The organism is Tsuneonella rigui (assembly GCF_003958625.1).
GTDB classification, from domain to species: Bacteria; Pseudomonadota; Alphaproteobacteria; order Sphingomonadales; family Sphingomonadaceae; genus Tsuneonella; species Tsuneonella rigui.
In genome coordinates this window covers 1-25,294 of sequence record NZ_RSEL01000013.1, presented here as the reverse complement: position 1 = coordinate 25,294, position 25,294 = coordinate 1, and the positions used below count along the sequence as shown (strand labels likewise).

Sequence of the window (25,294 nt, the reverse complement as noted above, 5' to 3'; positions counted from 1 at the left end):
TTTCAGGGGGACCAGCCTTGCGGGTACTGGCATTGGCTTCGCAGAAGGGCGGATCGGGCAAGACGACCCTGTCCGGGCACCTCGCCGTGCAGGCGCAGCGCGCCGGAGCAGGGCCGGTGGTGCTGATCGACATCGATCCGCAAGGATCGCTCGCCGATTGGTGGAACGAGCGTGAGGCCGAGTACCCGGCGTTCGCCCAAACCACCGTCGCGCGGCTCGCCAGCGATTTGCAGGTCCTGCGCCAGCAGGGCTTCAAGCTGGCGGTGATCGACACCCCGCCCGCCATCACCATGGCGATCCAGTCGGTCATCGGCGTTGCCGAACTGATCGTGGTGCCGACCCGCCCCTCTCCGCACGATCTGCGCGCCGTCGGCGCCACCGTCGATCTGTGCGAACGCGCCGGCAAGCCGCTGATCTTCGTGGTCAACGCTGCGACGCCCAAGGCCAAGATCACTTCGGAAGCCGCGGTCGCGCTGAGCCAGCACGGCACCGTCGCGCCGATCACGCTTCACCACCGCACCGATTTCGCCGCCTCGATGATCGACGGCCGCACGGTGATGGAAGTCGATCCGGAAGGCCGCTCGGCCGCCGAGATGGCCGCGCTGTGGAACTACGTGTCCGACCGGCTCGAAAAGAACTTCCGCCGCACCGTGTTCGCGGCGCCCAACGCGGTTTCGGCCGCCCCCAGCGCCTATCGTCCGCAAGGTGGCTTCGGCCGCCGGGTCGCGCAGTAAGTCAGGAACAAGGGGCCGATCGCAGTGGCCGAAATTTCCTTCGCCTCGCTCAGCCCGACGCTGCTGGCCCGCAAGGGCGGCGCCAAGCCGGCCATGCGTCCGCAGCACGCCGCGCTCGCCTCGATGCAGGCGGCCGAGCCGATGGCCGAGCCCGAATCGGAGCATCTCGAGGATCTCGGCTGGAACGACATGGGCGACAGCGAGACCGCGAGCGCCGAAGTCTATCACCTGACGCCGATGCCGCGCGTGCACGAGGACGACGATGCCGAGGCCAGGCGCCCGGCCGTGCTCGCCCAGCAGGAACAGATCGCCGAACGCCTCGTCGCGCCCGCCCCGACGGCCAAGCGCCGCGCGGTACGCGAAAAGAGCGGCCGCGCCGCATTCACGCTGCGGCTCGATGCCGACCGGCACCTCAAGCTGCGCCTCGCCACCACCATCAAGAACGTCAGCGCGCAGGCGCTGGTGACTGAGGCGCTCGATGCGCTGCTCGGCCGGATGCCCGAACTCGATACGCTCGCCGCGCAGGTCAAGCGGCACTGAACGGGACCACAGGGGAACGACCATGACGACCCGCACGAACCGGACCACTCGCATGCTGGTGCTCGCCGCCGGCACCGCGCTCGCCTCGACGAGCCTGGCGGGCTGCGCGACCAAGGCGGCGCCGCGCGCGGACTTGTCGGCCAACCGCGCCGAAGTGGCGCTCGCCAAGGGCAACACCGGCGACGCGATCGCCAATGCTGAGGCCGCCGTGCTGGCCGATCCGCGCAACGCGGCGTACCGCACGGTGCTCGGCGCGGTGTACATGAATGCGGGCCGCTTCCAGGCCGCGCGGACCAGCTTCGACGATGCAATAACGCTCGGTGACACCAGCGCCCGCACCGCGACCGGCTATGCGCTCGCCTCGATCGCCGTCGGCGACCGCGCTTCGGCGCTGAAGGTGCTGAGCGATTACCGCGATGACATTCCGGCGGCCGATCTCGGCCTGGCGCTCGCGCTGGCGGGTGAGATGCAGCAGGGCGTGTTCGTCCTGTCGAACGCCGTCCGCTCGGGCGACAACACGCCCAAGACGCGCCAGAACCTCGCCTACGCGCTCGCCTTGGGCGGCAATTGGGCGGGTGCGAAGCTGATGGCGGCCGAAGACGTGCCTGCCGACCAGCTCGACGCGCGCATCGCCCAGTGGGCCGCGCTTGCGACCTCGAGCGACACCACCACCCGCGTCGCCTCGCTGCTCGGCACCCGCGCGGTTGCCGATCCGGGCCAGCCGGCGATGCTGGCGCTCGCCAATCACCCGACCAACCAGCAGCTTGCGGCCGAAGCCGCCGCCATTGCCGTGCCAGTCGCCCATGCCTCTCCGGCGCAGGACGTCGCCTTTACCGGCGGCGAGCTGCCGGCGACCACGCCGGTCCCGATGGCTCCGGTCGTTACCGAGGAAGCGCCCGTGTTCGCGGTCGCCGAGACTCAGGTCGAAGCGCCGCAGAATTTCGAAGCCGCCTTCGCCGCGCCTGCGCCCACCGGCGCGACGCCCGCACAAATGATGGCCGCAGCGGTCGAGTTCGTCTCGCAGCCGGTCGTCCAGCAGGCGCCCGTCCGCGTCGCGGCAGCCGAGCAAGCTTCAACTCCGCGGCGTGTCGCCAGCCGCCAGATCGCCGCCGATCATTCCGGCGGCCACCTTGTCCAGCTCGGCTCGTTCTCGTCCGAACAGGGGGCCCGCCGCGCCTGGAGCATCTACGCCAAGCAGTTTCCGCAGTTGTCCGAATTCGAGATGGTGATCACCAAGGCGGTGGTCCGCGGCAAGACCTACTACCGGGTCAATGCCGGCGGCCTGCAGCGCGCCGAGGCGAACTCGGCCTGTTCGTCAGTCCGGGGCCGCGGGCAGCAGTGCTTCGCCTGGGCCGAGGGCCGTCCGCTACCCGGCGCGGTCGACCGCGGCGTGCGCATGGCTTCACGCTAACCAGCTTCACAGCCACCGAGCGAAAGGCCTCTCTCGCGCAAAGCGGGAGGGGCCTTTTTCGTTGCGCGGAACGCGGCCAGCGCATCATAGGTTAGCTTGGCCGAGGAGACGCCCCATGGATGACGCCGCCACGCTCGCCGCCAAGCGCGAGCCGCGCCCCGGCGAAAGCGCCGAATACAGCAAGGCGCGCACCGACCTGCTCGCCGACGAGATCGAACTGCAACGGCGGATCGATGCGTTGGCCGCCAAGCGGGCGGCGCTTCCGCCCGGCCCGGCGATCGATCAGGATTACCGCTTTCACGACATGAATGGCGAGACGGTCACGCTTGCCGGGCTGTTCGGCGCGCACGATACGTTGGTGACCTACTTCTGGATGTACGGGCCCGAGCGCGAGCGGCCCTGCCCGATGTGCACCAACCTGCTCGGCCCGCTCGACGCCAACGCACCCGACATCGAGCAGCGCGCGGCCCTGGTGGTGATCGGCCGCAGCCCGGTCGAACGCCAGATCGCCTTCGCGCGGGAGCGCGGCTGGCAGCACCTGAAGTTCGTGCAATGCGAAGGCGACGCCTACCCGCTCGATTTCGGCGGCTGGATCCCCGACAAGCAGTGGGAATACCCGATCATGGCCGTGTTCCGGAAGGACGGCGACCAGGTCCGCCTGTTCTGGAAGGGCGAGATGACCGGCGAGATGGCGGATGAAGGCAAGGACCCGCGCGGCGGGGTCGATCTCGCGCCGATGTGGAACGTGCTCGACATGACGCCAGAGGGCCGCGGCACCGACTGGTACCCCAAGCTCTCGTACTAGAGCGCGACGCCGCCCTTGTAGAGCGCGACCACGCGGCCCTGCGTCGGTTGGCGATCGAACGGGGTGTTGCCGGCAGTGGCGGCCATCTCGCGGCTGTCGACCACCCACGGGCGCCCGGGATCGATCAGCGCGATGTCGGCCTCGGCGCCTTCGCGCAAGGCGCCGGCATCGACACTCAGCAGCCGGGCTGGGTTCGCGGCGAGCAGGTCGAACGCGCGCGGCAGGTCGATTACTCCGTCGCGCCTCAGCGTCAGGGTCATTGCCAGCAGGGTCTCGGCGCCCGCCATGCCGGGAGCGGCATCGGCGAACGGCAGGCGCTTGTCCTCCGGACCGCGCGGATCGTGACCGCTGGCGATCACGTCGATCGTGCCGTCGGCGAGCGCCTCGCGCACCGCCAGCCGATCATCCTCGCAGCGCAAGGGCGGCGACAGGCGCGCGAACGTGCGGAAGTCCATCGTCGCGAGGTCGGACAGCATGAAGTGTGCCGGCGTGACCCCGGCGGTGACGCGTACGCTCCGCGCTTTGGCCGCTCTCACCAGCGCGAGCGCGGCGCGCGTCGTCACCTGGCGGAAGTGCACCCGCGCACCGCTCATCTCAGCGAGCGCGATGTCGCGTGCAACTGCCAGTACTTCAGCCTCGGCCGGCGCACTCGGGAGCCCAAGACGGGTCGCCACGTCGCCCGCTGTAGCCACCGCGTTGCCGGTGAGCCCGGCATCCTCGGCGTGCGTCACCACCACGAGGTCGAGCATCGCCGCGTATTGGAGGAGACGCAACATCACGCCCGAGTCGGCGATCCACCTGCGCCCGGTCGCGATCGCTCGCGCTCCGGCATCGCGCATGAGCGCAATCTCAGCGAGTTCCTTGCCTTCGAGACCGACCGTTGCCGCCGCGAGCGGGTGCACCCACAGGTCTGGCTTGCCGCTCTTGGCGATGAAATTGACCCGCGCCGCGTAGTCGAGCGGCGGGTTCTGATCGGGCATCAGCGCCGCGCGGGTGATCCCGCCGAAGCGAAACGCGGGCTTGTCGACCGCGAACACGCCGAGATCGACGAGGCCGGGCGCGACCAGCAGGCCCTTCGCGTCAACCACCTCGTCGCCGGGCTGCGCTCCGCCAAACCCCGCGATGCGGCCGTCGACCAGCCGCAGCGATCCCTCGCGCACACCTTCCGGCGTGACCAGCCGGCCGCCGACGATCGCGAGCGAGCGCTGCTGCTTCATGCCCAGCCCTCCACGCCGCGCCGGCGGCGGGTGAGCACGTCGAGACAGGCCATGCGGATCGCCACGCCCATCTCGACCTGTCCGGTGATGATCGAGCGGTCGAGCGCATCGGCTACTTCGCTGTCGATCTCGACCCCGCGGTTCATGGGGCCAGGGTGCATCACCAGCGCATCGGGGGCAGCCCGCGCGAGGCGCTTGCGGGTGAGTCCGTAGAGGTGATGATATTCGCGCGCCGAGGGCACAAACTGGCCGTTCATCCGCTCGGTCTGCAATCGCAGCATCATCGCGACGTCGGCCCCTTCAAGCGCCTGATCGAAGTCGGTGAAAGCGGTCACCCCCATCGCCTCGACATGGCTCGGCAGCAGCGAGGGCGGCGCGCACACCCGCACGCTGGCGCCGAGCGCCTGCAAGCACAGGATGTTCGAGCGCGCGACCCGGCTGTGCAGCACGTCGCCGCAGATCGTCACGGTCAGGCCTGTGAAATCGTCCGCGGCCTGCCCCCGCGCCCGTAGCGCATGGCGCAGCGCGAGCGCATCGAGCAGCGCCTGCGTCGGGTGCTCATGCTGCCCGTCGCCCGCATTGAGCACCGGACAATCGACCTTGTCGGCGATCAGCGCGGTCGCGCCGCTGCTGCCATGTCGGATGACGATCGCATCGGGCCGCATGGCATTGAGCGTGATCGCGGTGTCGATCAGCGTCTCGCCCTTCTTCACGCTCGATTGCGCCGCGTGCATGTTGACCACGTCGGCGCCGAGGCGCTTGCCGGCGATCTCGAAGCTCAGCAGCGTGCGGGTCGAGTTCTCGAAGAAGGCGTTGATCACCGTCAGCCCGGTGAGGAGGTCGGTCCGCTTGGCTGCCCCGCGGTTCAGTTCGACCCACTGTTCCGCCTCATCGAGCAGGAACAGGATCTCGTGCCGCTCCAGCCGCGAAATCGCCAGCAGGTCGCGGTGCGGGAAGGCGCGCGCGCCAGCCGGGTACCGGCTCGCGGTGCGAGGGTTTGCCGCCGATGTCATTGAAGCCATGCCCTTGGTCGAGGCCCATGGGTCGGTCAAGTGCATTCAGGTGGCGCGGGCGCGCGCGAAACCCTATCAGCACAGCCGATGACTACCGAAAGCCCTGAAAGAATGTCGTTCGCCCGCAAGGTCTGGCACCTGATCGTCGCCGTCAAGGACGGCCTCAGCCTGGTGTTCCTGCTGCTGTTCTTCTTCGCGCTCTACGCGGTACTGACCGCCCGCCCGAGCCCGGCGGCGGTGCGCGAGGGCGCGCTGCTGCTCAAGCTCGACGGGACGATCGTCGAGGAGAAGAGCCAGGTCGGCCTGTTCGACACGCTGATGTCGGGCCAGGCGCCGGCGGCCGAATACGACGTGCAGGAGCTGGTCCACGCGATCGACGCTGCGGCCAAGGACGACCGGATCAAGGCGGTGGTGCTCGACCTCTCGCGTTTCGTCGGCGGCGGGCAGGTGCATCTCGAGGAAGTCGGCGCCGCGCTCGACCGGGTGCGCAAGGCGAAGAAGCCGGTGCTGAGCTGGGCGGTCGCCTACAGCGACGACGGCGTGCTGCTGGCGAGCCACGCGAGCGAGGTGTGGGTCGATCCCCTGGGCGGCGCGTTCGTCGTCGGGCCCGGCGGCAATCACCTCTACTACGGCGAACTGCTCAAGAACCTCGACGTCAACGCGCGGGTGTACAAGGTCGGCACCTACAAGAGCGCGGTCGAGCCCTACATTCTCGACAAGATGTCCGATCCCGCGCGGGAGAACTACACGCAGCTCTACGGCGCATTATGGAGCGAGTGGCAGGCCAACGTCCTGAAGGCGCGGCCGCAGGCGAAGCTCGCCGCGCTCACCGCCGATCCGGTCGGGTGGTTCAAGGCTGCGGGCGGCGACGCGGCGACCGCGGCCAGGAACGCCGGCCTCGTCGACCAGCTTGGAGACAAGGTCGCATTCGGCAAGCGGGTGGCGGCGGTTGCCGGCGAAGATGCTTGGGACGACATGCCGGGCGCATACGCCAAGACGGAGCTCGAGCCGTGGATCGCCGACAACCCGCTCGACGACAGCGGCAAGGCGATTGGCGTGGTAACCATCGCGGGCGAGATCGTCGACGGCGACGCGGGCCCCGGCACCGCCGGCGGCGACCGCATCGCCAAGGTGCTCGACGAAGCGCTCGACGACGACCTCGCGGGACTTGTCGTGCGGGTCGATTCGCCGGGCGGATCGGTGATGGCGAGCGAGGAAATCCGCCGCGCGATCCTGCGCCACAAGGCGAAGGGCATTCCGGTCGCGGTGTCGATGGGCAACCTCGCGGCGAGCGGCGGTTACTGGGTCTCCACCCCCGCTCAGCGCATCTTCGCCGAGCCCGACACGATCACCGGCTCGATCGGCATCTTCGCGGTCGTGCCGACCTTCGAGAAGGCGGCGGCGAAATGGGGCGTGCACGCAGACGGAGTGAAGACCACCCCACTCTCCGGCCAGCCCGACCTCATCGGGGGCCTGCCGCCCGAGGCCGATGCGCTGCTGCAGGGCTACATCGAGAACGGCTACGGCGATTTCATCAGCCGCGTCGCCGCCTCTCGCAAGATGACCGCCGCGCGGGTCGACGAGATCGGCCAGGGCCGCGTGTGGGACGGCGGGACCGCGCGCCAGATCGGGCTGGTCGACCAGTATGGCGGCTTAAGCGATGCGCTCGAATGGGTCGCCAAGCAGGCCAAGCTCGGCGACGGCGATTGGCATGCCGAGTATCTCGGCGACGAAGGCCGCACGACCGACACGCTGCTGCGCCGCCTGCTGGTGGGCGACAGCGACGCGCGCACCGCCTCGACCGACCTGTTCGGCACGCTCGCCGGGCGGCAGCAGGCGCAGCTGGCGCAGATCGCGGCGGATGCCGAGCGGCTCGGCAAGGCGCAAGGCATGCAGGCCTATTGCCTCGAATGCGCGAGCACGCTGCGGACCGGGCCGGTGGGCACGCTGCAGGGCTGGCTGGCGAAGCTGATCGCGCTCATCGGATAGGCGCTTGCCAAGCGGCGGGACGGGTGGCAAAGGCGCGCCCCTGTCCCGGCCCCTGGCCGCTCGGACGGGCGCGTAGCTCAGCGGTAGAGCACACCCTTCACACGGGTGGGGTCACAGGTTCAATCCCTGTCGCGCCCACCATTCCTGCCCTCGCGGGAATGGCCCTTAGCGTGCAATGAAGCGCTTGATCGGCGGTGTTCGGCGCTCGATGAACACCCCGAACCGGTTGATGTAACCGTCCATTCGCTCGAGCACCTCACCTTCGCTGAGGTCGAACTCCTCCAGGCTGTAGCGGTGCGGCCGCCGCTTCAAGGCTCGGCTGCGGCGGATGTAGCGCTCCATTCCGGGCAAGGCGCCCTCGATTTCGAGGCCGAGGAACCGATAAACTCGCGCCATGGTCCCGCGCCAGTCGCGGTCCATGTCATCGTATTGCACGTCGATCATCCGGTCGGCGGGGATCGCGCGGCGGGCGGCCATCATGCGGCTGGTCATCAGCTCGGTCTTGTGCAGCCACTCGCGGCCGATGGTCGGCGCATCGGCATGGTCGGAGTAGATGATTGTCTGGTTCCACGCGAGGCTGGCGGCGCTGCCGACCACCGCGCGCGGATCGCGGTGGGTGAAGATCAGCCGCGCATCGGGGAACACTTTGAGCAGCGCGGGCAGGTCGAGCATGTGCTGCGGGGTCTTCAAGATCCACGGCCGCAGCGAGCTTTCCTGCTGCGACCAGCCGATCAGGCGCAGCAGGTTCGCCATGTGGCGATAGGCCGGCGTCGCGTCCTCACCCTCACACCAGCGGCCGTAGCTGGGCACATGCCACTGCGCCTCGTGCTTCATGCCCCACATGCTCGCGACCAGCAGGCCGAGCTCTTCCTCGGGCTCGTAGGGACCGGTCGGGTGGATCGAAAGCGTGCGCGGGTTGGCGAGCCGGGCGACCTTCATGATCCGGCTCGCCAGCTTGGGCCGGAAATCCGCCTTGCGCCCGGCCATCACCTCCTCGAACCCCGGCCGCGGGACCGGGCTGATGGTCTCGAAGCTGCGCAAGTGCGCGAAGCGGCGGTCGGCGGCGAGCAGGCGGTGGAGCCGCGTGGTGCCGGTGCGCATCGGACCGACGATCACCACCGGATGCGGGATCGGGCGATTGAGGATTTCCGGATGCCGATCGAACCACATCTGGGTCAGCAGCCGGTCGCGCAGGACGTGGAGGAACTGGTGCTTGGCCGCGAGATCGCCCGCTGCATTGAGCCGCGCCTCGCCGTTCACGGCCTCGAGCAGCACCTCCATCGGGCATTCGAACCAGCGGTCGCCGAAGTCGTCGAGGCCCGCCTCGGCGGCCGCGTGCTCCAGCAGCCAATCCTTCTCCAGATGCGCCGGTTCGATCAGCCCGAGCTTGCGCCCGGCGCGCACGCCGGTGTCGAGCAGGTCGATGAACGGAGTGCGCCGCGGCGGTGCGATGGATTGAACTGACTGCAAAATTTTCCCCTGTGCCTGGCTTGCTCTACCGCTCGCTTGCCCGCCGGTTCCCGCATTGCGCGCACCCGAGGCGTCGGGCATAGGCCGCGCCCATGCACGACATACGCCTGATCCGTGACGATCCCGCTGCATTCGACGCCGCCCTCGCGCGCCGGGGATTTGCCGCGTCGTCGGCGGAGATCCTGGCGCTCGACGAGCAGCGGCGCGCGGCGGCGACCAAGGCGCAGGAATTGCTCGCCCGGCGTAACGAAGCGTCGAAGGCGATCGGCGCGGCGATGGGTCGCGGCGACAAGGATGGTGCCGAGGCGCTCAAGGCCGAGGTTGCGGCCATCAAGACCGAGCTGCCGGCGGTCGAGGAAGAGGAGCGCGCCGCTGGAGCGACCCAGAATGACCTGCTTGCGCGGCTGCCTAACCTGCCTGCCGACGATGTGCCCGAGGGCGAGGACGAAGACGGCAACGTCGAAGCCGGCCGCTGGGGCACCCCGCGTGAATTCACCTTCCAGCCGCAGGAGCATGCCGATTTCGGCCCGGCGCTGGGCCTCGATTTCGAGACCGGCGCGGCGATCGCCGGGGCGCGCTTCACCTTCCTCCAAGGGCAAATGGCGCGGCTGCAGCGGGCGCTCGCACAGTTCATGCTCGACGCACAAACGGGTGAGCATGGCTACACCGAGTGCGCGACCCCACTGTTGGTTCGCGAAGAGGCGATGTTCGGCACGGGCCAGCTCCCCAAGTTCGCCGAGGACTCCTTCAGCACCACCGACGGCCGCTGGCTGATCCCTACCAGCGAGGTCAGCCTGACCAACTCGGTGCGCGAGCAGATTCTCGACCTCGCCGAGCCGCTGCGGCTGACCGCGCTGACCCCTTGCTTCCGCTCGGAGGCCGGTTCGGCGGGCCGCGATACGCGGGGCTACATCCGCCAGCACCAGTTCGACAAAGTTGAGCTGGTTTCGATCTGCCGCGCCGAGGATGCCGAGGCCGAGCACCAGCATATGCTGCGTTCGGCGCAGGTGATCCTCGAGCGGCTCGAGCTGCCCTACCGCACGATGTTGCTGTGCGCGGGCGACATGGGCTTCGGGGCGCGGAAGACCTTCGACCTCGAGGTGTGGCTGCCCGGCCAGGGCGCTTACCGCGAGATCAGCTCGGTCTCCTGGTGCGGCGACTTCCAGGCGCGGCGGATGAATGCGCGCTACCGGGCGGACAACGGCAAGCCGGCTTTCGTGCACACGCTCAACGGCTCAGGCCTCGCAGTCGGCCGCACGCTGGTGGCGGTGCTGGAGAACTACCAGCAGGAAGATGGATCGGTGCTGGTGCCCGAGGCGCTTAAGCCGTGGGCGGGCGGGCTCGAACGGCTGGTGCCGCAGTCGTGAAAATCCTCCTCACCAACGACGACGGCATCCACGCGCCCGGGTTGGCCGTGCTGGAACAGATAGCCCGCCAGTTCACCGACGACATCTGGATTTGCGCCCCGAGCGAGGAGCAGTCGGGCGCCGGACACTCGCTCACCCTCACCCGCCCAGTGCGGATGCGCAAGCACGACGAGCGGCGCTTCTCGGTCAGCGGCACCCCAACCGACGCGGTGACGATGGGCCTGCGCAAGGCGATGGACGGCATGCCCGACGTGATCCTGTCGGGCGTCAACCGCGGCGCGAACCTCGCCGACGACATCACTTATTCAGGCACCGTTTCGGCCGCGATCGAGGGTGCGCTGGCGGGCATCCGCGCGATCGCGCTCAGCCAGGTCTATGCTGGCGAAGGAATGGGCGACGCGGTGCCGTTCGACGCCGCGCTCGCCTGGGGCACCAAGGTGCTTGCCCCCTTGCTCGATGTGCCGCTGCCCAAGCGTACGCTGGTCAACGTCAACTTCCCTGCCCTCCCCGCCGACGCGATCAAGGGCATCCGCGTTGTTCGCCAGGGCTTCCACGATTACTCGCGCGGTACCGTGGTCGAAGGGCGCGATCCGCGCGGCTATCCCTACTACTGGTTCGGCCTGGATTCGATCGAGCACACGCTCGACCACGGTACCGATCTCGAAGCGATCTCCGAAGGATACATCTCGGTCACCCCGCTCCAGCTCGACCTGACGCATCATGCCTCGCTGGGCGATCTCGGCGAACGGTTCGCGTGAGGCACGCTGCCGGATGAGGCCCAAGCGCGTCGAGCCCGGCTACCATCCGCTTCGCCGCAAGCTGAAGCTGCCGGTCTGGGCCGACATCTTCATCCGGCTGGCGCTGGCGATCGGCTTGGTGGCGCTGGTGGTCACCATCCACTGGTTCGATCGCGAAGGGCTGCGCGATAGCCACGACGGGCACGTCAGCCTGCTCGACGTCGTCTATTTCACGATGATCTCGATCACCACTACCGGGTTCGGCGACATCACCCCGGTAAGCGACAAGGCGCGGCTGGTGGAGGCGGTGATCGTCACCCCGATCCGCTTCGCCGTGCTGTTCATTTTCGTGGGCGCGGCCTACGATTTCGTCATCCGCAGGGGCTGGGAGAAGTTCCGCATGAAGCGCATCCAGGAACGCCTGTCGAACCACGTGGTGGTGATCGGGTTCGGTATCTCGGGCTCCGAAGCAGTGCGCGAGCTGATCGAGCGCGGGACCGAGCCAAGCTGCATCGTGGTGATGGACACTAGCGAGGAGCGGCTCGAAGAGGCTGAAGAGCTCGGCTGCAACGTGATGGCGGCCGATGCTTCGCGCGACGAGAACCTGGTCGCCGTGCGGGTGCAGGCGGCAAAGACCGTGCTGGTCTCCGCCGGACGGGACGATAGCTCGATCCTGATCGTGCTCACCGTGCGGCACTTGGCGCCCAAAGTGCCGATCAGCGTGGTGGTGCGCGCCGACGACAACGAGCTGCTCGCGCGGCAGGCGGGCGCCGACAACGTGATCAACCCGGTGCGCTTCACCGGGCTGCTGCTCGCGGGCAGTGCGCAGGGGAGCCACGTGGCCGATTACATGGCCGACCTCGCTTCAGTCGGCGGGCAGGTTCAGCTGGTCGAACGGCCAGTGAAGCCGGAAGAAATCGGGCACAGCCTCCACGATCTCGCCACCGGGGGACGGGGCCTGCGCGTATATCGCGGCGAGCAGGAGCTCGGTTTCTGGGAAAGCTGCACGCTGGAGGAAGGCGACGTCGTGGTCGAAATCGTCCCGACGCACACCTAGCCGAACAGGTAAAACACCAGCCCCATCGCGAGATACGCGGCGAGCCAATATCCGGCGTCGATCAACGCTACCCGCGTCGCCACCCGGATATGGCTGAAACTGATCCACAGCGCGGGGATCACGAACGCGATCGCCAGCCCGCCGCTCATCATGAAATAGAGCCACGGCTTGGCAGCTAACGTCTCCGCTCCCACGCGGGCGAACATGTGGCCGAGCATGGTCGAGGTGACCAGCAGCAGGACGGCGGAGAGCGCGGCGATCCGTTCGGCAGGCGCCTTGGTCATCAATCGCCCGCCGGCGACCTTGCGGGTCTTGGCCCGCCCGAACGCCGGCCCGAACCAGGCGAGCGCGAGCACGCCCGCGGCAATCGCGGCAACGACGACGGCGATCCAGTTGACCGGTCCCACCCAGCAACCCCTCTCACTTTTGTTATTTTAGGTCGGTGTAGCGCAATCTTGCCAAGAGGTGTAGGGGCGCGCGCGTCATGACATCCCCGATCACCGCGATCCCCGACCAGAAGAAGGTCGGGATGGTCAGCCTTGGCTGTCCCAAGGCCCTCGTCGATAGTGAGCGCATCCTCACCGCGCTACGCGCCGACGGTTATGCGATGAGCCCCGATTATGCCGGTGCCGACGTGGTGCTGGTCAACACCTGCGGCTTCCTCGATTCCGCCAAGGAAGAAAGCCTGGAGGCGATCGGCGAGGCGATCGCCGAGAACGGCCGCGTGATCGTCACCGGCTGCATGGGCGACGAGGCCGACGCGATCCGCGCGCGCTTCCCCGACGTACTCGCGGTGACCGGCGCGCATCAGTACGAGGCAGTGGTCGATGCGGTGCGCGAAGCGGCGCCGGCGAGCCAGGGACCGTACGTCGATCTGGTCCCGCAAATCTACGGCGAGGACGGCGGGATCAAGCTGACCCCGCGCCACTACAGCTACCTCAAGATTTCCGAAGGGTGCAATCACTCCTGCGCCTTCTGCATCATCCCGTCGCTGCGCGGAAAGCTCGCCAGCCGGCGGATCGACGCGGTGCTGCGCGAGGCCGAGAAGCTGGTCGCGGCCGGGACCAAGGAACTGCTGGTGATCAGCCAGGATACGTCGGCTTACGGCGTGGACGTCCGGCACGAACCCCGCATGTGGCACGGGCACGAAGTGCGCGCCCATATGACCGACCTGGCGCGCGAACTCGGCCAGCTGCGGACGCCAGAGGGCCAGGTGCCGTGGGTGCGGCTGCACTACGTCTATCCCTACCCGCACGTCGACCAGGTCATCCCGCTGATGGCGGAGGGGCTGCTGACGCCCTACCTCGACATCCCCTTCCAGCACGCCAGCCCCAAGGTGCTGCGCGCGATGAAGCGCCCCGCCAACGACGCGCGCGTGCTCGAGCGAATCCGCAACTGGCGCGCGATCGCGCCCGACCTGACGATCCGATCCAGCTTCGTGGTCGGCTTCCCCGGCGAGACCGAGGACGATTTCCGCTATTTGCTCGACTGGCTGGAGGAAGCACAGCTCGACCGCGTCGGCGGCTTCCGGTTCGAGCCGGTCGCGGGGGCGCAGGCAAACCTGCTGCCCGATCCGGTGCCCGAGGAAGTCAAGGAAGAGCGCTACGCCCGCCTGATGGAAGTGACCGAGCGGATCAGCTCGGCCCGCCTCGCCGCCAAGGTCGGCCGCACGCTGCCGGTGATCGTCGACGAGGTCGGTGAGCCCGACGAGGACGGCGACGTGGGCGCGACCGCGCGCAGCCAGGCCGACGCGCCCGAGATCGACGGCCACGTGTTCCTGCGCAACGTCCCCGCCACGCTCAAGCCCGGCGACTTCGCCGATGCCTTGATCGAGGATTCAGATGCGCACGACCTCTACGGCGTGGTCGGCTGACGCGTCACTCGTACTCGGCGGTGGCCTTGCCGTTGTTCCAGTACAGCGTGATGTGGCTGACGGTGCACAGATCGAACTTGCGCCAGTCGGCCTCGTCTCCGTCGGTCCACACCACGCGGACATCGTAGACGCACTGCTTGTCCTTGGGCGCGAAGTGGATGTTGACGCTCTCGCCGTTGTCGAGCGTGTCCTCGCCCATCACGTCCTCTTCCCAGTTATCGGACGAGGTCGGCGCGACATAGACTTCGGCGATGTCGTAGCCGGTGGCGTTGGTCAGCTTGAAATCCTGCTTGCCCTGCGCGCCTGCGGGCGCGGCGGCGAAGGCGAGCGTGGCGGCGGCGAAAATGGTTGTCCTGAGCATCGTGGCATCCCCCCAGATCGAGTCCCCGAGAGCCAGCAGGATGCGCTCATTGGCGCGCGAATCAATCCGATTCCGCCATCGATCGCAGGGTCACGCTGCGCCTGGTCTGTTCCATCGGCACGATCGAGTGCTGCCACTCCGAGCGCGAGGGTCCGGTGAGGAGATAGGCCGAGCGCGGGGGTAGATCGACTCCGACCCGTTCGAACTTGCCGTCAGGCAGCTTGCGGCGAAAGCGCATGGTTGCGGGCGCCGACAGTGACAGGCCGATCACCTCGCCATACTGCGGCCGGTCGCGGTGCCAGCCGATGCCGGCGCCCGGATCGTAGCGGATCAGCAGGCCCTGTAGGAACGCCGCCGGCTCGCGCTCGAACAGTGGCGCAAGTTGGCTGCGCAGGTCTTCGAGCCACTCGGGGAGCGGCGGCGCGGGAATCGGGTGGGCTCTTTGATAGTCGTAAGCCGAGCCGCAGTTCGCAGTGAGGCGCTTGCCCTCCCACTGGCCGAACTGGAAGGGGGTAAGCGGGGAGGCGTCGATCCGCGCGGCGATCTGGGCTTCCTGCTCTGGGGTGATGGCGTCGAGAACCAGCCGCAGGCCGGGGATCGGCGGTGCCGGCGGATCATCGGCAAACAGGGCAAGCTGGCTCGGCACGGGGCCGAGATGGGAAACCCAGGCTGCTCTCGCAATCGCTTAGAAGCAGTTTCCCAAGCGCATCGAGAATACCCGCGTGCGGGTGACGATCAGGTGGTCGAGCAGGGTCAGCTCGAGCGCCTCGGCGATTTCCACCAGTCGCCGGGTGCCGGTGACATCGTCTTCGCTCGGGCGGCAGCGGCCGGACGGGTGATTGTGCGCCAGCAGGATACCCGACGCTCCGAGCGCCAGCGCGCGCTCCACCAGCGGCCGGACGCGCGCTTCGATGCGGGTGGAGGAGCCCATCGTGACCGGCTCGTCGAGGATGTAGCCCCGCGTGCGATCGGCGAAGATGGCGTGCAGCCGCTCCTCGCTCGCACCGCCAATCCGCGCTTGTAGGTAGCGGTGGATCGCCGGATCGCCGCCGTCGACCGGAGTTCCGACCAGCTCTTCGCCAAGCGCGGCCTCGACCAGCCGGCGGGCACCGAAGATCGCGCCGATCGCCGCCTCGTGACCGCCCGCAGCTGCCCGTAGCTGCGGCAGCGAGGCCGACAGCACGCGGCCGAGGCTACCGAAATTGGCGATCAGCCGTTCGGCCAGCTGCGGCGCGGCATCTCCGGCGAACGGGGCGAAAAGCTCCGCCACGACCGATAGGGACCGTATCGGCGCACCCGCCGCCGATGGAACCAGATGCCCAGTGCCAGGATGACTATCTGCAAATAGGACGGCGCGATGAACATGATCGCATAGACCGTCGGGACGATCTCCACCGCCATCGCCCGCGCCAGATGCGCGAACACCGCGAGAAGCTGGACTGCTGCGAACCATAGCGGGTAAATCCGGTTGGCATAAAGCGCGACCCCGAACGCGGCCACGCAGGCGACGACATCGATCAGGGCATGCGCCAGATCGATGTCGGTAAGCTGGAGCGCCGCGGCGAATACGCCGTGGTACAGCCAGTCGGCGATGCGAAACCAGGCCAGGATCGCCGCCAGCGCTCGTTCGGGCCCTGCCCCCCACCGCCATGCGGCAAGGGCCAGGAGCACGAAAGCAAACGTCTGGGCATCGACCCGGTTGGCGAGAACGAATTCGAACACATCGCCGGACTAACCGCGGTCAGGCGGCCTGCAAAGCGGGAGCTTCCTCCGCGATCGCGCCGGGGGCGATGTTGGTGTTCTCATCTCCGCCCATCGTCTCGCGGCCGATCTTGCTGAGCTCGTCGTGGACGCGCAGCAGGCTGGTGGAGAGCGCGAGGGCCTGGCCTTCGGCCTGGTTGAGGCGGATCAGCGCGCGCTGGCCGGCGTCTACTCCGAGCTCCGGATTCTGGCGGGCGCGGACCATCGCCTGCTTGAGGCGGGCGCAGGCAATCATGGCTTCGTCGCTGACGGCTTCGGCTTCGCGGATCAGTTTGCGGATCGCGAGGGCATCTTCACGCAGGGTGGCGGGCATGGTGGTGAACTCCGAACGGGTGCCCCCGCCGTTGCTCACCCGGCGGAGGCAGATCCTGTTTCGGGAGCGGCTTCAACCTTGTCCTCGAACGCCGCGCTCAGGGAGAGCGATGCCGTCATTACCAGCACGATCGCGGCGATAAGCCCGAACGCGAGACCGACAATGAGGGCGAGGCGCATGAGGACGGCGTTGTCACCGTCGAGCATCCCGGGGACTACCCGGGGCTCTATCATCGCCATCCACGGCGCCTCGATCGCAAGTGGCGCGGCATCGGCGAGGACGAATTCCCCGGGTGCGACCCGGCTCTTCGTTTCGCCGTGGACGTCATCGTCCGGAACCTGCGGAATTCTCCATGCAGAATTCCTGCAGATGTCTTCCATAGCCTTTTCAGGATCTTGCGTGCGCCACGCCTCGACCAGATCGGGCAGATTGTTGACGCCGTAACGCTCCTTGAGCGCGCGGATGTGCTGGTTGACCCGCGATTCCGAGATGCCGAGCTCGGCCGCGACGGCTTTCAGCGGCAAACGGCGATCGACTCCGTCGAGCACCGCACGCTCGCGATCGGACAGTCCTCGGTTTTTCGCGGCCGGCATGGCGCTCGTTTACTCCCCTTGGGGGGCAAGGAACAAGATAAACAAACTGCTAACTAACGGCGGGGCACTTGAGTGCCCCGGTCAGTAATTCTACGCAGCGCTAGAGTTGACGCCCATCTGCTGGAACCAGCGGCGCACGTTGCGCGCGGCCTGGCGGAGGCGCTGTTCGTTCTCCACCAGCGCGATGCGCACGAAGCCCTCGCCGTCCTCGCCGTAGCCGACGCCCGGCGCGACCGCGACATGCGCGTGGGTGAGCATCTGCTTGGAGAATTCGAGGCTGCCCATGTGCGCCAGAGCCGGCGGCAGCGGCGCCCAGGCGAACATGCTGGCGGCGGGCGGCGGAATATCCCACCCGGCGCGGCCCATCACCTCGACCAGCACGTCGCGCCGCTTGTGATAGAGCTGGCGGTTCTTCTCGACGATGTCCTGCGGCCCGTTGAGCGCGGCGCAGGCCGCCGCCTGGATCGGGGTGAACGCGCCGTAATCGAGGTAGCTCTTCACCCGCGTCATCGCCGCGATGAGCTGCTTGTTGCCGACCGCGAAGCCCATCCGCCAGCCGGCCATCGAGAAAGTCTTGCTGAGCGAGGTGAACTCGATCGCCACGTCCTTGGCGCCCGGGACCTGCAGGATCGAGACCGTCGGATTGCCGTCGTAGTAGAGCTCCGAATAGGCGAGGTCGGAGATGATCCAGACCTTGTTGTCCTTCGCCCACGCGACCAGCCGCTCGTAGAACGCGAGGTCCACGGTCTCCGCGGTGGGATTCGAGGGGTAATTGACCACCAGGATGCTCGGCCGTGGCACCGTGAAGGCCATCGCCCGCTCTAGGCTGCGGAAGTAGTTCTCGTCCGGCGTGGTCGGCACGCTGCGGATGGTCGCCCCGGCGATGATGAAGCCGAAAGTATGGATCGGGTAGCTCGGGTTGGGCGCCAGCACCACGTCGCCCGGCGCGGTGATCGCGGTCGCGAGGCTGGCGAGCCCTTCCTTGGAGCCCATCGTGACCACGACTTCGCTCTCGGGATCGAGATCGACCCCGAAGCGGCGGCCGTAGTAGTTCGCCTGGGCGCGCCTCAGCCCCGGAATGCCCTTCGACTGCGAATAGCCGTGCGCATCGGGCTTCATCGCCACTTCGCACAGCTTGTCGATCACGTGCTGCGGCGGCGGCAGGTCCGGATTGCCCATGCCGAGGTCGATGATGTCGAGGCCGCTGGCACGTGCTGCCGCGCGCATGCCGTTCACTTCGGCAATCACGTAGGGCGGCAGGCGCTTGATGCGGTAGAATTCCTCGGTCATCGTTCTCGTTCGTTGGAGCTTGGTGCGTTGCGACGCGTTTGGCTGTAAGCGAATTACAGTGCGGACGAAACCGCCAAGCGCGAACGGGAGACGATCCGATGGCCGAAGACGACCGCACGCCCGACCCGTTCTCCGCGTTCTTCGACATGCAGGGCGAAGCGATGCGCGAGATGTGGGGCCAGTTCGTCCCCGCCGGCGCGCCGCAGGTGATGAAGGATTGGAGCGAGATCCGCGCCTGGGCCGATACCGCGCGCAAGCTGCAGGCGATGTGGCTGGAATTCGTCGCCGCCAAGGCCAGCTCGAGCGGCGACGCGGCGCATGCGCTCGATCCCGCGCAGTTCATGCTGATGGGCCAGGGCTGGCAAGCGGCGGCGCAGCAGGGCGTTGCCGCGGCGCAGGGCATGGCGGAAGAGGGCATGAAGCTGTGGCAGAGCGTCGCGGCTGGTGCAGCCGGCGTGGGCGCGGCCGAGCCCGAACTGCCGCGCAAGGACAAGCGCTTCTCCGATCCGGCATGGCGAAACCACCCGGCGTTCGCGCTGCTCCACCAGACCTACCTGATGGTCGCCGATTACATGGTGAAGGCGGCGGCCGAGGTGCAAGGCGTCGACGCGGAGAAAAAGGAGCAGCTGACCTTCGCCACCAAGGCGCTGGTCGAGGCGATGAGTCCCGACAACTTCCTCGCCACCAACCCCGTGGTCCTGCAACGCACGATCGACAGCAAGGGCGAGAACCTGGTCAAGGGCATGGCGCACCTGATCAACGACCTCGAACGCGGGCAGCTGACCCACACCGACACCGAGGCATTCAAGCTGGGCGAGAACATCGCCACGACCCCCGGCAAGGTCGTGCATGAAGGGCCGCTCTACCAATTGATCCAGTACGCGCCGACCACGCCGCAAGTGCTGGAGACGCCGCTGGTCATCTTCCCGCCGTGGATCAACCGCTTCTACATCCTCGATCTCACGCCGAAGAAGAGCTTCATCAAGTGGGCGGTCGAGCAAGGCCTGACCGTGTTCGTGGTCAGCTGGAAATCGGCCGACGCGAGCATGAAGGACGTGGTGTGGGACGACTACATCCGCGCCCAGATGGAAGCGATCGACCTGATCCGCGAGCGGCTGGGGGTGAAGTCGGTCCACTCGATCGGCTATTGCGTCGCCGGCACCACCCTGGCGGCGACGCTAGCGATCCTCGCCCGGCGTGGTGAGGCGGACAAAGTCGCCAGCGCGACCTTCTTCACCGCGCAAGTCGATTTCGAGAAGGCCGGCGAGCTCAAGCATTTCATTGACGACGGCCAGCTCGAGATGATCGGCCAGATCGCCAAGGATGGGTACCTTGACGGACGCTACATGGCCGCGACCTTCAACCTGCTGCGCGGGCGGGATCTGATCTGGAACTACGTGGTCAACAACTACCTGCTGGGCGAGGACTACCCGGCGTTCGATCTGCTCCACTGGAACGGCGACGTCACCAACCTGCCCGCCAAGTGGCACGGCGACTACCTGCGCGATCTCTACCGCGGCAACAAGCTGGTGGTGCCCGATGCGATGGAAGCCGACGGCACGCCGATCGATCTCACCCGGATCGAGACCCCGATCTACATCCAGGCGGGCCGCGAGGATCACATCGCCCCGGCGGAGAGCGTGTGGCGGATGACCCGGCACGTGCGCGGCGACACGACGTTCGTGCTCGCCGGCTCGGGGCACATTGCCGGGGTGGTCAACCACCCGGATGCGGGCAAGTACCAGTACTGGACCGGCGACAGCGCCGCGCCATCGCTCGAGGCGTTCGTCGAGGGCGCGACCGAGCACAAGGGCAGTTGGTGGCCGCACTGGAGGGCGTGGCTGGAACAGCGCGGTGGCGAAATGGTCGCCGCAAAGGGCAAGCGCGTGCCCGGTTCGTCGGGCGACAAAGTGATCGAGGACGCACCGGGTCGCTACGTAAAGACGCGCTAGACAATTGACCTGAAATGCTAAACCGGCATATTGTGCACTGCACAAAAATCCATTGACTTCGCGCTTGCAATGCCTATTTTGTGCACTGCAACATAGGAGCGAAGTTCGATGGCCAGCACTGCCGACAACCCGGTCACCGACGCCAAGGCTGAAGCCGCGGTCGAGAAAGCCTACGCCGAAGCTGCCCAGGCCAAGCCTGTCGCCGCCAAGGTCGAAGCCCCCAAGATCGATAAGGCTCTCGCCGAAGTGAAGGCCGCTCCGAAGAAGAAGGCCGTCCGCAAGGCCGTTGCCAAGAAGGTGCCCGCGAAGAAGGCGGCCGCCAAGAAGACCCAGGCTCCGCGCCGTGCCGCTAAGGCCCAGCCGGTTGCCGCCCAAATCGCCCCCAAGAAATCTGTCGCCGCCCCGAAGCGTGCGATCCCCACTATCACCCAGTTGAAGGACAAGATAATGGCCAACACCAAGACCACCGACTTCGCCGCCTCGGTGAAGACCGCCGCCGCCGACGCCCAGACCCGCGCCAAGGCCGCCTACGACAAGTTCCAGGGCTTCGCCGGCGAAGTGAACGAGTTCACCAAGGGCAACGTCGAAGCGCTCGTCGAATCGGGCAAGATCCTCGGCGCCGGCGTGCAGGACATCGCGCGCGGTGAGTTCGAAGCCGCCAAGGGCGCGTTCGAGACCGCGACTGCCGACCTCAAGGCGATGGCCGCGGTCAAGAGCCCGACCGAGCTGTTCAAGCTGCAGGGCGAGATCGCCCGCCGCAACTTCGACGCCGCGGTTGCCCGCGCTTCGAAGAACGCCGAAGTCTCGGTCAAGCTCGCCAACGACGCCTTCGCGCCGATCTCGAGCCGCATGAGCCTCGCCGCCGAGCGTCTTTCGAACGCCGCGTAAGCGTCGCGCTGCAAGCGAACATCAGCGGGCCGGACGGTGCAAGCCGTCCGGCCCGTTCTCGTTTGCGCGGCCTTAACTCGTCCCCGCCATCTTGCGGCCCGGCCTTTGCATACGATATTGCGACCCCGATGACCGACTTCCCTGCCGCCACCCAATTCGCTGTCCGCTCCGCCGGGCGCGACGAGGATATCGGCACGGACGATCAGGTCGGCGTCGCCACCAAGACCCGCGCCAAGCCCAAGAAGCCGAGCCAATACAAGGTGTTGATGCTCAACGACGACTACACCCCGATGGAATTCGTGGTGATCGTCCTCAAGCGCTTCTTCCGCATGGACATGGAACAGGCGACGCGGGTGATGCTGCATGTCCACCAGCGCGGCGTGGGCGTGTGCGGGGTGTTCCCCTACGAAGTCGCCGAGACCAAGGTCAACCAGGTGATGGACTTCGCGCGCCAGAACCAGCACCCGCTCCAGTGCACGCTTGAAAAGGCGTGATCTCTCAGTAGATTTTCTGGACCATCGGCTCGATTCGCAAGGTCACGCAGTCGACGCCGACCGGCCGCGTCGCCGCAAACATGACTGCCTCCGCCACTTCTCCCGGGGGCAGCAGTTCTTCGGCGGCAATCAGCCGCGCGCGCTCTTCGGCATTGAACGGCTGCATCGCAGAACCGATCGCGCCCGGCTCGATCAGGGTCACCCGTATCGCGTCGGGGATCAATTCCTTGCGCAGCGTTTCGGCGAATGAGGCAACCCCGCCCTTCGCCGCGTTGTAGACGCTTTCGCCCACCGCCTTGATATGCACGCTGATCGATCCGAGCAGGATCACCGATCCCTCACCCCGCGAAGCCTTCCGGATTCGGTCGATCGCCCGGCGGGTGCAGGCGACGTAGCTTACCAGGTTGCTCGTAATGACATCGCGCCAGCTTTCGTCGTGGAAGGCCATTAGCGGTTCGGAACCGATACCGGCGCAGGCCACCATGATGTCGAGCCCACCGAGCTGCGCATCGACTTCGGCGAACAGGCGTTCGACGCCTTCGGGGCTTCCGAGATCCGCTGCGACTGTGCAAGCCCCACTCTCGCCCAAATCACCGAGCACGGCATCGAGCGTCTCGGTGTTCCGGTCGGTCAGCAGCAGCGCCGCGCCCTCGTCCGCCATCCGCTGTGCCAGTGCCCGACCGACGCCGCCGCCGGCACCGGTGATCAGCACGCGCTTGCCGTTCAAGTTCAGAGCACCCATTTCCTCGCGACCTCCGTTCAACCTGGGATGATGATGGCTGAACCGCTCAAGGCCCGCGCCGTTTCCCACGGCACGTCCGATTGGGGCATGACCTTGCCGCATCGCGCGGCTATAGCGCCGCACCCCGCCAGCAAACGCAGAGCCGCTTGAAGTTCCTGCCCGCCATCGACCGCTACATCCTGCGCCTGACGGTGGTACCGATGCTGGGTGTGTTCGCGCTCGCGGCATCGCTGCTGGTGCTCGACAAGATGCTGCGGCTGCTCGATTTCGTCGCGGTTCAGGGCGGGCCGATCGGCGTCGTGTTCAAGATGCTGGCGACGATGATGCCCGAATACGCGTCGCTGGCGATCCCGCTCGGGCTGCTCCTCGGGGTGCTGTTCGCCTTCCGTAAGCTCGCCACCACCAGCGAGCTCGACATCATGCGCGCGGTCGGCCTCGGTTACACCCGGCTGCTGCGTGTGCCTTACGCAATCGCCCTGGTACTGATCGCCGCCAACGTCGCGCTGGTGTTCTACATCCAGCCGGTGAGCCGGTACTGGTACGAGCGACTCGACTACGAACTGCGCTCGGGCGCGCTGGGCGCCTCGATCAAGGTCGGCGAGTTCACCACTCTCAAGGACCGCATGGCGCTGCGCATCGAGCGGAGCGAGGATGACGGCCGCCGCCTGATCGGCATCTTCGCCCGCGTCGCCAACGAGAAGGGCCAGGAACTGTCGATCTCGGCCAACGAGGGGACCTTCCTCGCCACCACCGACAATCCCGACACGATCATCCTGCGCCTGACCGACGGGGTGATCGTGCAGGACATGGGCGGCAAGTCGACCCCGCGGGTGCTCAGCTTCACCCGCCACGACCTGCCGATCGACCTGCCGACCGTGGCCAAGTTCCGCAATCGCGGCGATGCCGAGCGCGAATACATCCTTCCCGAACTGCTCCGCATCGGCTGGGGCGAGCGGCAGACGACCGAAGCGCAGCGCGACGGCAGCCAGGCGAGCTTCAACTTCCGCCTGGTCGAAGTGATCATGATGTTCCTGATGCCGCTGCTCGGCGTGGCGCTGGCCATCCCGCCCAAGCGATCGACCAGCGCACTGGGCGTGTTCGTGTCGATCGTGATGGTCGTCGCCTATCACAAGATCAACCAGTACGCGGAGGACGTGGCGACGCTCGGGCGGTTCGATCCCACGCTGGCGCTGTGGGTGCCGTTCGTGCTGTTCGCGGCGCTGATCGCGTGGATGTACTGGCGGGTTGCTTACGTCCCCGGCGGACAGGCGATCGGCGCGCTCGAGACCTGGTTCGCCAAGCTCGGCAAGCGGATCCGCGCGCTGCTGCGCCGCCGCGGACACGCGCCCGTGCTGGCCGAAGCTCCGGCCGAGTAGCGCACGCCATGCAGTTCGATTTCTTCCCCTCGCGCACGCTGACGCTGTATCTCGCGAAGCTGTTCGTCGTGCGCATCTTCGCCGTGCTGGTGATGCTGGTGCTGGTCCTGCTGATGATGGATCTGCTGTCGAGCACGGGGAAGATCCTCGCCGTGCCCGGCAATGGACAGGCGGAGATCTGGACTTACGCCACGCTGCGGGCGCCGCAGCTGGTCGCGCGCTTCCTGCCTTATTCGGTCTTACTGGCGACCATCATCACGCTTGTCGGGCTCAACCAGAACAGCGAAGTGATCTCGATGAAGGCGGCGGGGCTTTCCGCGCACCAGATCCTCGCCCCGCTGCTGCTGACCGCCTTGGTGATCGGGATCGGCAGCTTCGCGTTCAACGAACGCGTGGTCACCCGCGCCAACGCGACGCTCAAGGCGTGGGACGCCAACGAGTTCAAGAAGGTGCCGGCGGATTCGGGGGTCAAGACCAACGTCTACCTGACCGACGGGACCGACATCCTCGCCGCCGCGACCGTGACCGGTTCCGGCGCGGCGACAGAGATGACCGGCGTCAACTGGTACCGCCGCACGCCCAGCGGGGCGATCGCCGACCAGGTCCGCAGCGAGCATGCGACGTACGCCAACCCCGGCTGGCGGCTGGAGAACGCGACCCGCTTCGACGTCGCGGGCGCGCGGACCGAAAAGCTCGCCAGCGTGGTCGTCGCGCCCAAGATCACGCCTGAGCAGGTCGCGCTGGGCAAGGTCGATCCGGACGCGCAGTCGTTCTGGCAGCTGCGCCGCTCGATCGACGATTACGAGGCCGCGGGGCGGCGGACGGCGGAGTTCAAGGCCAAGTGGTGGCACAAGCTTGCCGGGCCCTTGTCCTCCGTGTTGATGCCGCTCCTCGGCGCGGTCGCCGCCTTCGGACTGGCGCGGTCCGGCCAGCTGTTCGTGCGCGCGATAATCGGCATGGCGCTCGGCTTTGCCTACTTCGTGGTCGACAACGCGGCGCTCGCGATGGGCAACTTCGGCGGCTACCCGCCGCTGCTCGCGGCGTGGGCGCCGTTCGTGCTGTTCGCCCTCATTGGCGAGACCGTGCTCATACGCACAGAAGAATGACGATTCCCAATTGTGGCGTAATCATGTCCATTGTATAGGGCCCGCGGCAGGCTCGTCTGCCCAGGAGATTACGTCCATGAAGAAGTTCGTCCTTCCGGCCCTCGCGGCCGCTCTCTCGCTCGCCGCTTGCGACAAGGCTCCGGAAGCCACCGCGACCGACGCCGCCGCGACCGACGCCGCCATGTCGGCTGACGCCGCCGCGACC

At 67.5% G+C, this 25,294-nt stretch carries 26 protein-coding genes and 1 tRNA gene; 15 read left to right on the top strand and 12 right to left on the bottom strand.

What is annotated here, in order from left to right; genetic code table 11:
- Nucleotides 1–17: 17 nt before the first annotated feature.
- From ELY12_RS04525 to ELY12_RS04510, 4 genes are all read left to right on the top strand, one after another.
- Complete coding sequence (locus ELY12_RS04525) at nucleotides 18–734, top strand: ParA family protein (protein WP_126175516.1); 717 nt, start codon at nucleotides 18–20, stop codon at nucleotides 732–734.
- Nucleotides 735–758: 24 nt separating this feature from the next.
- On the top strand, nucleotides 759–1,274 hold the full coding sequence (locus ELY12_RS04520; RefSeq protein WP_164549405.1) for a hypothetical protein: 516 nt from the start codon (nucleotides 759–761) through the stop codon (nucleotides 1,272–1,274).
- Nucleotides 1,275–1,296: 22 nt separating this feature from the next.
- Nucleotides 1,297–2,685 (top strand): SPOR domain-containing protein, encoded by a 1,389-nt coding sequence (locus ELY12_RS04515; protein ID WP_126175514.1) that lies wholly within the window; start codon nucleotides 1,297–1,299, stop codon nucleotides 2,683–2,685.
- A gap of 115 nt (nucleotides 2,686–2,800) precedes the next feature.
- The gene (locus ELY12_RS04510) at nucleotides 2,801–3,490 is read left to right on the top strand and encodes a DUF899 family protein (RefSeq protein WP_126175513.1); all 690 of its coding nucleotides are present in this window, start codon (nucleotides 2,801–2,803) and stop codon (nucleotides 3,488–3,490) included.
- Here ELY12_RS04510 and ELY12_RS04505 read toward each other — a convergent pair.
- Both ELY12_RS04505 and ELY12_RS04500 read right to left on the bottom strand, forming a co-directional pair.
- Entirely contained in the window at nucleotides 3,487–4,707 is a 1,221-nt protein-coding gene (locus tag ELY12_RS04505) for a dihydroorotase (protein WP_126175512.1), read from the bottom strand. The genes ELY12_RS04510 and ELY12_RS04505 overlap by 4 nt on opposite strands.
- Nucleotides 4,704–5,720, bottom strand: coding sequence for an aspartate carbamoyltransferase catalytic subunit (locus ELY12_RS04500; protein WP_126175511.1), 1,017 nt, complete (start codon nucleotides 5,718–5,720; stop codon nucleotides 4,704–4,706). The genes ELY12_RS04505 and ELY12_RS04500 overlap by 4 nt, the downstream gene beginning before the upstream one ends.
- 111 nt (nucleotides 5,721–5,831) lie before the next feature.
- Between ELY12_RS04500 and sppA the strand changes: the two genes are divergently transcribed.
- Complete coding sequence (sppA, locus tag ELY12_RS04495) at nucleotides 5,832–7,709, top strand: signal peptide peptidase SppA (protein ID WP_126175812.1); 1,878 nt, start codon at nucleotides 5,832–5,834, stop codon at nucleotides 7,707–7,709.
- Nucleotides 7,710–7,775: 66 nt separating this feature from the next.
- Nucleotides 7,776–7,850, top strand: a tRNA-Val gene (locus tag ELY12_RS04490).
- Nucleotides 7,851–7,874: 24 nt separating this feature from the next.
- Here ELY12_RS04490 and ELY12_RS04485 read toward each other — a convergent pair.
- Nucleotides 7,875–9,179, bottom strand: coding sequence for a sulfotransferase family protein (locus ELY12_RS04485; RefSeq protein ID WP_241229725.1), 1,305 nt, complete (start codon nucleotides 9,177–9,179; stop codon nucleotides 7,875–7,877).
- A gap of 92 nt (nucleotides 9,180–9,271) precedes the next feature.
- On the opposite strand from ELY12_RS04485, the gene serS reads away from it, so the two are divergent.
- The 3 genes from serS to ELY12_RS04470 are packed head-to-tail and all read left to right on the top strand — an operon-like array spanning nucleotide 9,272 to nucleotide 12,340.
- Nucleotides 9,272–10,546, top strand: coding sequence for a serine--tRNA ligase (gene serS / locus ELY12_RS04480; protein ID WP_126175509.1), 1,275 nt, complete (start codon nucleotides 9,272–9,274; stop codon nucleotides 10,544–10,546).
- Nucleotides 10,543–11,304, top strand: a complete 762-nt coding sequence (gene surE / locus ELY12_RS04475; RefSeq protein ID WP_126175508.1) for a 5'/3'-nucleotidase SurE — start codon at nucleotides 10,543–10,545, stop codon at nucleotides 11,302–11,304. The genes serS and surE overlap by 4 nt, the downstream gene beginning before the upstream one ends.
- A gap of 13 nt (nucleotides 11,305–11,317) precedes the next feature.
- Nucleotides 11,318–12,340 carry a potassium channel family protein gene (locus tag ELY12_RS04470; protein WP_126175507.1) on the top strand — a complete coding sequence of 341 codons (1,023 nt, stop codon included), beginning with the start codon at nucleotides 11,318–11,320 and terminating at the stop codon, nucleotides 12,338–12,340.
- Here ELY12_RS04470 and ELY12_RS04465 read toward each other — a convergent pair.
- Nucleotides 12,337–12,747 carry a DUF1761 domain-containing protein gene (locus tag ELY12_RS04465; protein WP_126175506.1) on the bottom strand — a complete coding sequence of 137 codons (411 nt, stop codon included), beginning with the start codon at nucleotides 12,745–12,747 and terminating at the stop codon, nucleotides 12,337–12,339. The genes ELY12_RS04470 and ELY12_RS04465 overlap by 4 nt on opposite strands.
- A 77-nt stretch (nucleotides 12,748–12,824) precedes the next feature.
- Between ELY12_RS04465 and rimO the strand changes: the two genes are divergently transcribed.
- Nucleotides 12,825–14,213: a 30S ribosomal protein S12 methylthiotransferase RimO gene (gene rimO / locus ELY12_RS04460; protein WP_126175505.1), complete on the top strand. Its 1,389-nt coding sequence runs from the start codon at nucleotides 12,825–12,827 to the stop codon at nucleotides 14,211–14,213.
- Between the two features lie 4 nt (nucleotides 14,214–14,217).
- Here rimO and ELY12_RS04455 read toward each other — a convergent pair whose 3' ends face one another.
- From ELY12_RS04455 to ELY12_RS04430, 7 genes are all read right to left on the bottom strand, one after another.
- On the bottom strand, nucleotides 14,218–14,574 hold the full coding sequence (locus tag ELY12_RS04455) for a hypothetical protein (RefSeq protein WP_126175504.1): 357 nt from the start codon (nucleotides 14,572–14,574) through the stop codon (nucleotides 14,218–14,220).
- A gap of 61 nt (nucleotides 14,575–14,635) precedes the next feature.
- Nucleotides 14,636–15,220, bottom strand: a complete 585-nt coding sequence (locus ELY12_RS04450) for an alpha-ketoglutarate-dependent dioxygenase AlkB (protein WP_241229724.1) — start codon at nucleotides 15,218–15,220, stop codon at nucleotides 14,636–14,638.
- 39 nt (nucleotides 15,221–15,259) lie between these two features.
- A complete protein-coding gene (locus ELY12_RS14255) occupies nucleotides 15,260–15,844 on the bottom strand; it encodes a JAB domain-containing protein (RefSeq protein WP_164549404.1) in 585 nt (194 codons plus the stop codon).
- Entirely contained in the window at nucleotides 15,784–16,296 is a 513-nt protein-coding gene (locus ELY12_RS14250) for a hypothetical protein (RefSeq protein ID WP_164549403.1), read from the bottom strand. The genes ELY12_RS14255 and ELY12_RS14250 overlap by 61 nt, the downstream gene beginning before the upstream one ends.
- Nucleotides 16,297–16,315: 19 nt before the next feature.
- A complete protein-coding gene (locus tag ELY12_RS04440) occupies nucleotides 16,316–16,687 on the bottom strand; it encodes a hypothetical protein (RefSeq protein ID WP_241229723.1) in 372 nt (123 codons plus the stop codon).
- Nucleotides 16,684–17,241 carry a helix-turn-helix domain-containing protein gene (locus ELY12_RS04435; protein WP_126175502.1) on the bottom strand — a complete coding sequence of 186 codons (558 nt, stop codon included), beginning with the start codon at nucleotides 17,239–17,241 and terminating at the stop codon, nucleotides 16,684–16,686. The genes ELY12_RS04440 and ELY12_RS04435 overlap by 4 nt, the downstream gene beginning before the upstream one ends.
- 90 nt (nucleotides 17,242–17,331) lie before the next feature.
- Nucleotides 17,332–18,531, bottom strand: coding sequence for an LL-diaminopimelate aminotransferase (locus ELY12_RS04430; RefSeq protein ID WP_126175501.1), 1,200 nt, complete (start codon nucleotides 18,529–18,531; stop codon nucleotides 17,332–17,334).
- Nucleotides 18,532–18,629: 98 nt separating this feature from the next.
- Between ELY12_RS04430 and ELY12_RS04425 the strand changes: the two genes are divergently transcribed.
- The 3 genes from ELY12_RS04425 to clpS all read left to right on the top strand — a co-directional run bounded on the left by ELY12_RS04425 (nucleotide 18,630) and on the right by clpS (nucleotide 21,865).
- Nucleotides 18,630–20,483, top strand: a complete 1,854-nt coding sequence (locus ELY12_RS04425) for a PHA/PHB synthase family protein (RefSeq protein WP_126175500.1) — start codon at nucleotides 18,630–18,632, stop codon at nucleotides 20,481–20,483.
- A 108-nt stretch (nucleotides 20,484–20,591) separates the two neighbouring features.
- On the top strand, nucleotides 20,592–21,371 hold the full coding sequence (locus ELY12_RS04420; protein WP_126175499.1) for a phasin family protein: 780 nt from the start codon (nucleotides 20,592–20,594) through the stop codon (nucleotides 21,369–21,371).
- Nucleotides 21,372–21,499: 128 nt separating this feature from the next.
- A complete protein-coding gene (gene clpS / locus ELY12_RS04415; protein ID WP_241229722.1) occupies nucleotides 21,500–21,865 on the top strand; it encodes an ATP-dependent Clp protease adapter ClpS in 366 nt (121 codons plus the stop codon).
- A 4-nt stretch (nucleotides 21,866–21,869) separates the two neighbouring features.
- On the opposite strand, the gene ELY12_RS04410 is transcribed toward clpS, so the two are convergent.
- Entirely contained in the window at nucleotides 21,870–22,607 is a 738-nt protein-coding gene (locus tag ELY12_RS04410) for an SDR family oxidoreductase (protein WP_164549402.1), read from the bottom strand.
- A 146-nt stretch (nucleotides 22,608–22,753) separates the two neighbouring features.
- On the opposite strand from ELY12_RS04410, the gene ELY12_RS04405 reads away from it, so the two are divergent.
- Together ELY12_RS04405 and lptG are read left to right on the top strand one after the other, a co-directional pair.
- Nucleotides 22,754–23,983, top strand: coding sequence for an LptF/LptG family permease (locus tag ELY12_RS04405; protein ID WP_126175497.1), 1,230 nt, complete (start codon nucleotides 22,754–22,756; stop codon nucleotides 23,981–23,983).
- Nucleotides 23,984–23,991: 8 nt separating this feature from the next.
- Nucleotides 23,992–25,089, top strand: coding sequence for an LPS export ABC transporter permease LptG (lptG, locus tag ELY12_RS04400; RefSeq protein WP_126175496.1), 1,098 nt, complete (start codon nucleotides 23,992–23,994; stop codon nucleotides 25,087–25,089).
- The last annotated feature ends 205 nt before the right edge of the window (nucleotides 25,090–25,294 follow it).

Bases quoted from the DNA above. Each gene is read 5' to 3' on its own strand.
- ELY12_RS04515 (WP_126175514.1), top strand. From the start codon at position 1,297: ATGACGACCCGCACGAACCGGACCACTCGCATGCTGGTGCTCGCCGCC.
- clpS (WP_241229722.1), top strand. From the start codon at position 21,500: ATGACCGACTTCCCTGCCGCCACCCAATTCGCTGTCCGCTCCGCCGGG.
- ELY12_RS04420 (WP_126175499.1), top strand. From the start codon at position 20,592: ATGGCCAGCACTGCCGACAACCCGGTCACCGACGCCAAGGCTGAAGCC.
- ELY12_RS04470 (WP_126175507.1), top strand. From the start codon at position 11,318: ATGAGGCCCAAGCGCGTCGAGCCCGGCTACCATCCGCTTCGCCGCAAG.
- rimO (WP_126175505.1), top strand. From the start codon at position 12,825: ATGACATCCCCGATCACCGCGATCCCCGACCAGAAGAAGGTCGGGATG.
- ELY12_RS04435 (WP_126175502.1), bottom strand. From the start codon at position 17,241: ATGCCGGCCGCGAAAAACCGAGGACTGTCCGATCGCGAGCGTGCGGTG.
- ELY12_RS04500 (WP_126175511.1), bottom strand. From the start codon at position 5,720: ATGACATCGGCGGCAAACCCTCGCACCGCGAGCCGGTACCCGGCTGGC.
- ELY12_RS04455 (WP_126175504.1), bottom strand. From the start codon at position 14,574: ATGCTCAGGACAACCATTTTCGCCGCCGCCACGCTCGCCTTCGCCGCC.
- ELY12_RS04430 (WP_126175501.1), bottom strand. From the start codon at position 18,531: ATGACCGAGGAATTCTACCGCATCAAGCGCCTGCCGCCCTACGTGATT.
- ELY12_RS04510 (WP_126175513.1), top strand. From the start codon at position 2,801: ATGGATGACGCCGCCACGCTCGCCGCCAAGCGCGAGCCGCGCCCCGGC.
- ELY12_RS04425 (WP_126175500.1), top strand. From the start codon at position 18,630: ATGGCCGAAGACGACCGCACGCCCGACCCGTTCTCCGCGTTCTTCGAC.
- ELY12_RS04410 (WP_164549402.1), bottom strand. From the start codon at position 22,607: ATGGGTGCTCTGAACTTGAACGGCAAGCGCGTGCTGATCACCGGTGCC.
- lptG (WP_126175496.1), top strand. From the start codon at position 23,992: ATGCAGTTCGATTTCTTCCCCTCGCGCACGCTGACGCTGTATCTCGCG.
- sppA (WP_126175812.1), top strand. From the start codon at position 5,832: ATGTCGTTCGCCCGCAAGGTCTGGCACCTGATCGTCGCCGTCAAGGAC.
- ELY12_RS04505 (WP_126175512.1), bottom strand. From the start codon at position 4,707: ATGAAGCAGCAGCGCTCGCTCGCGATCGTCGGCGGCCGGCTGGTCACG.
- serS (WP_126175509.1), top strand. From the start codon at position 9,272: ATGCACGACATACGCCTGATCCGTGACGATCCCGCTGCATTCGACGCC.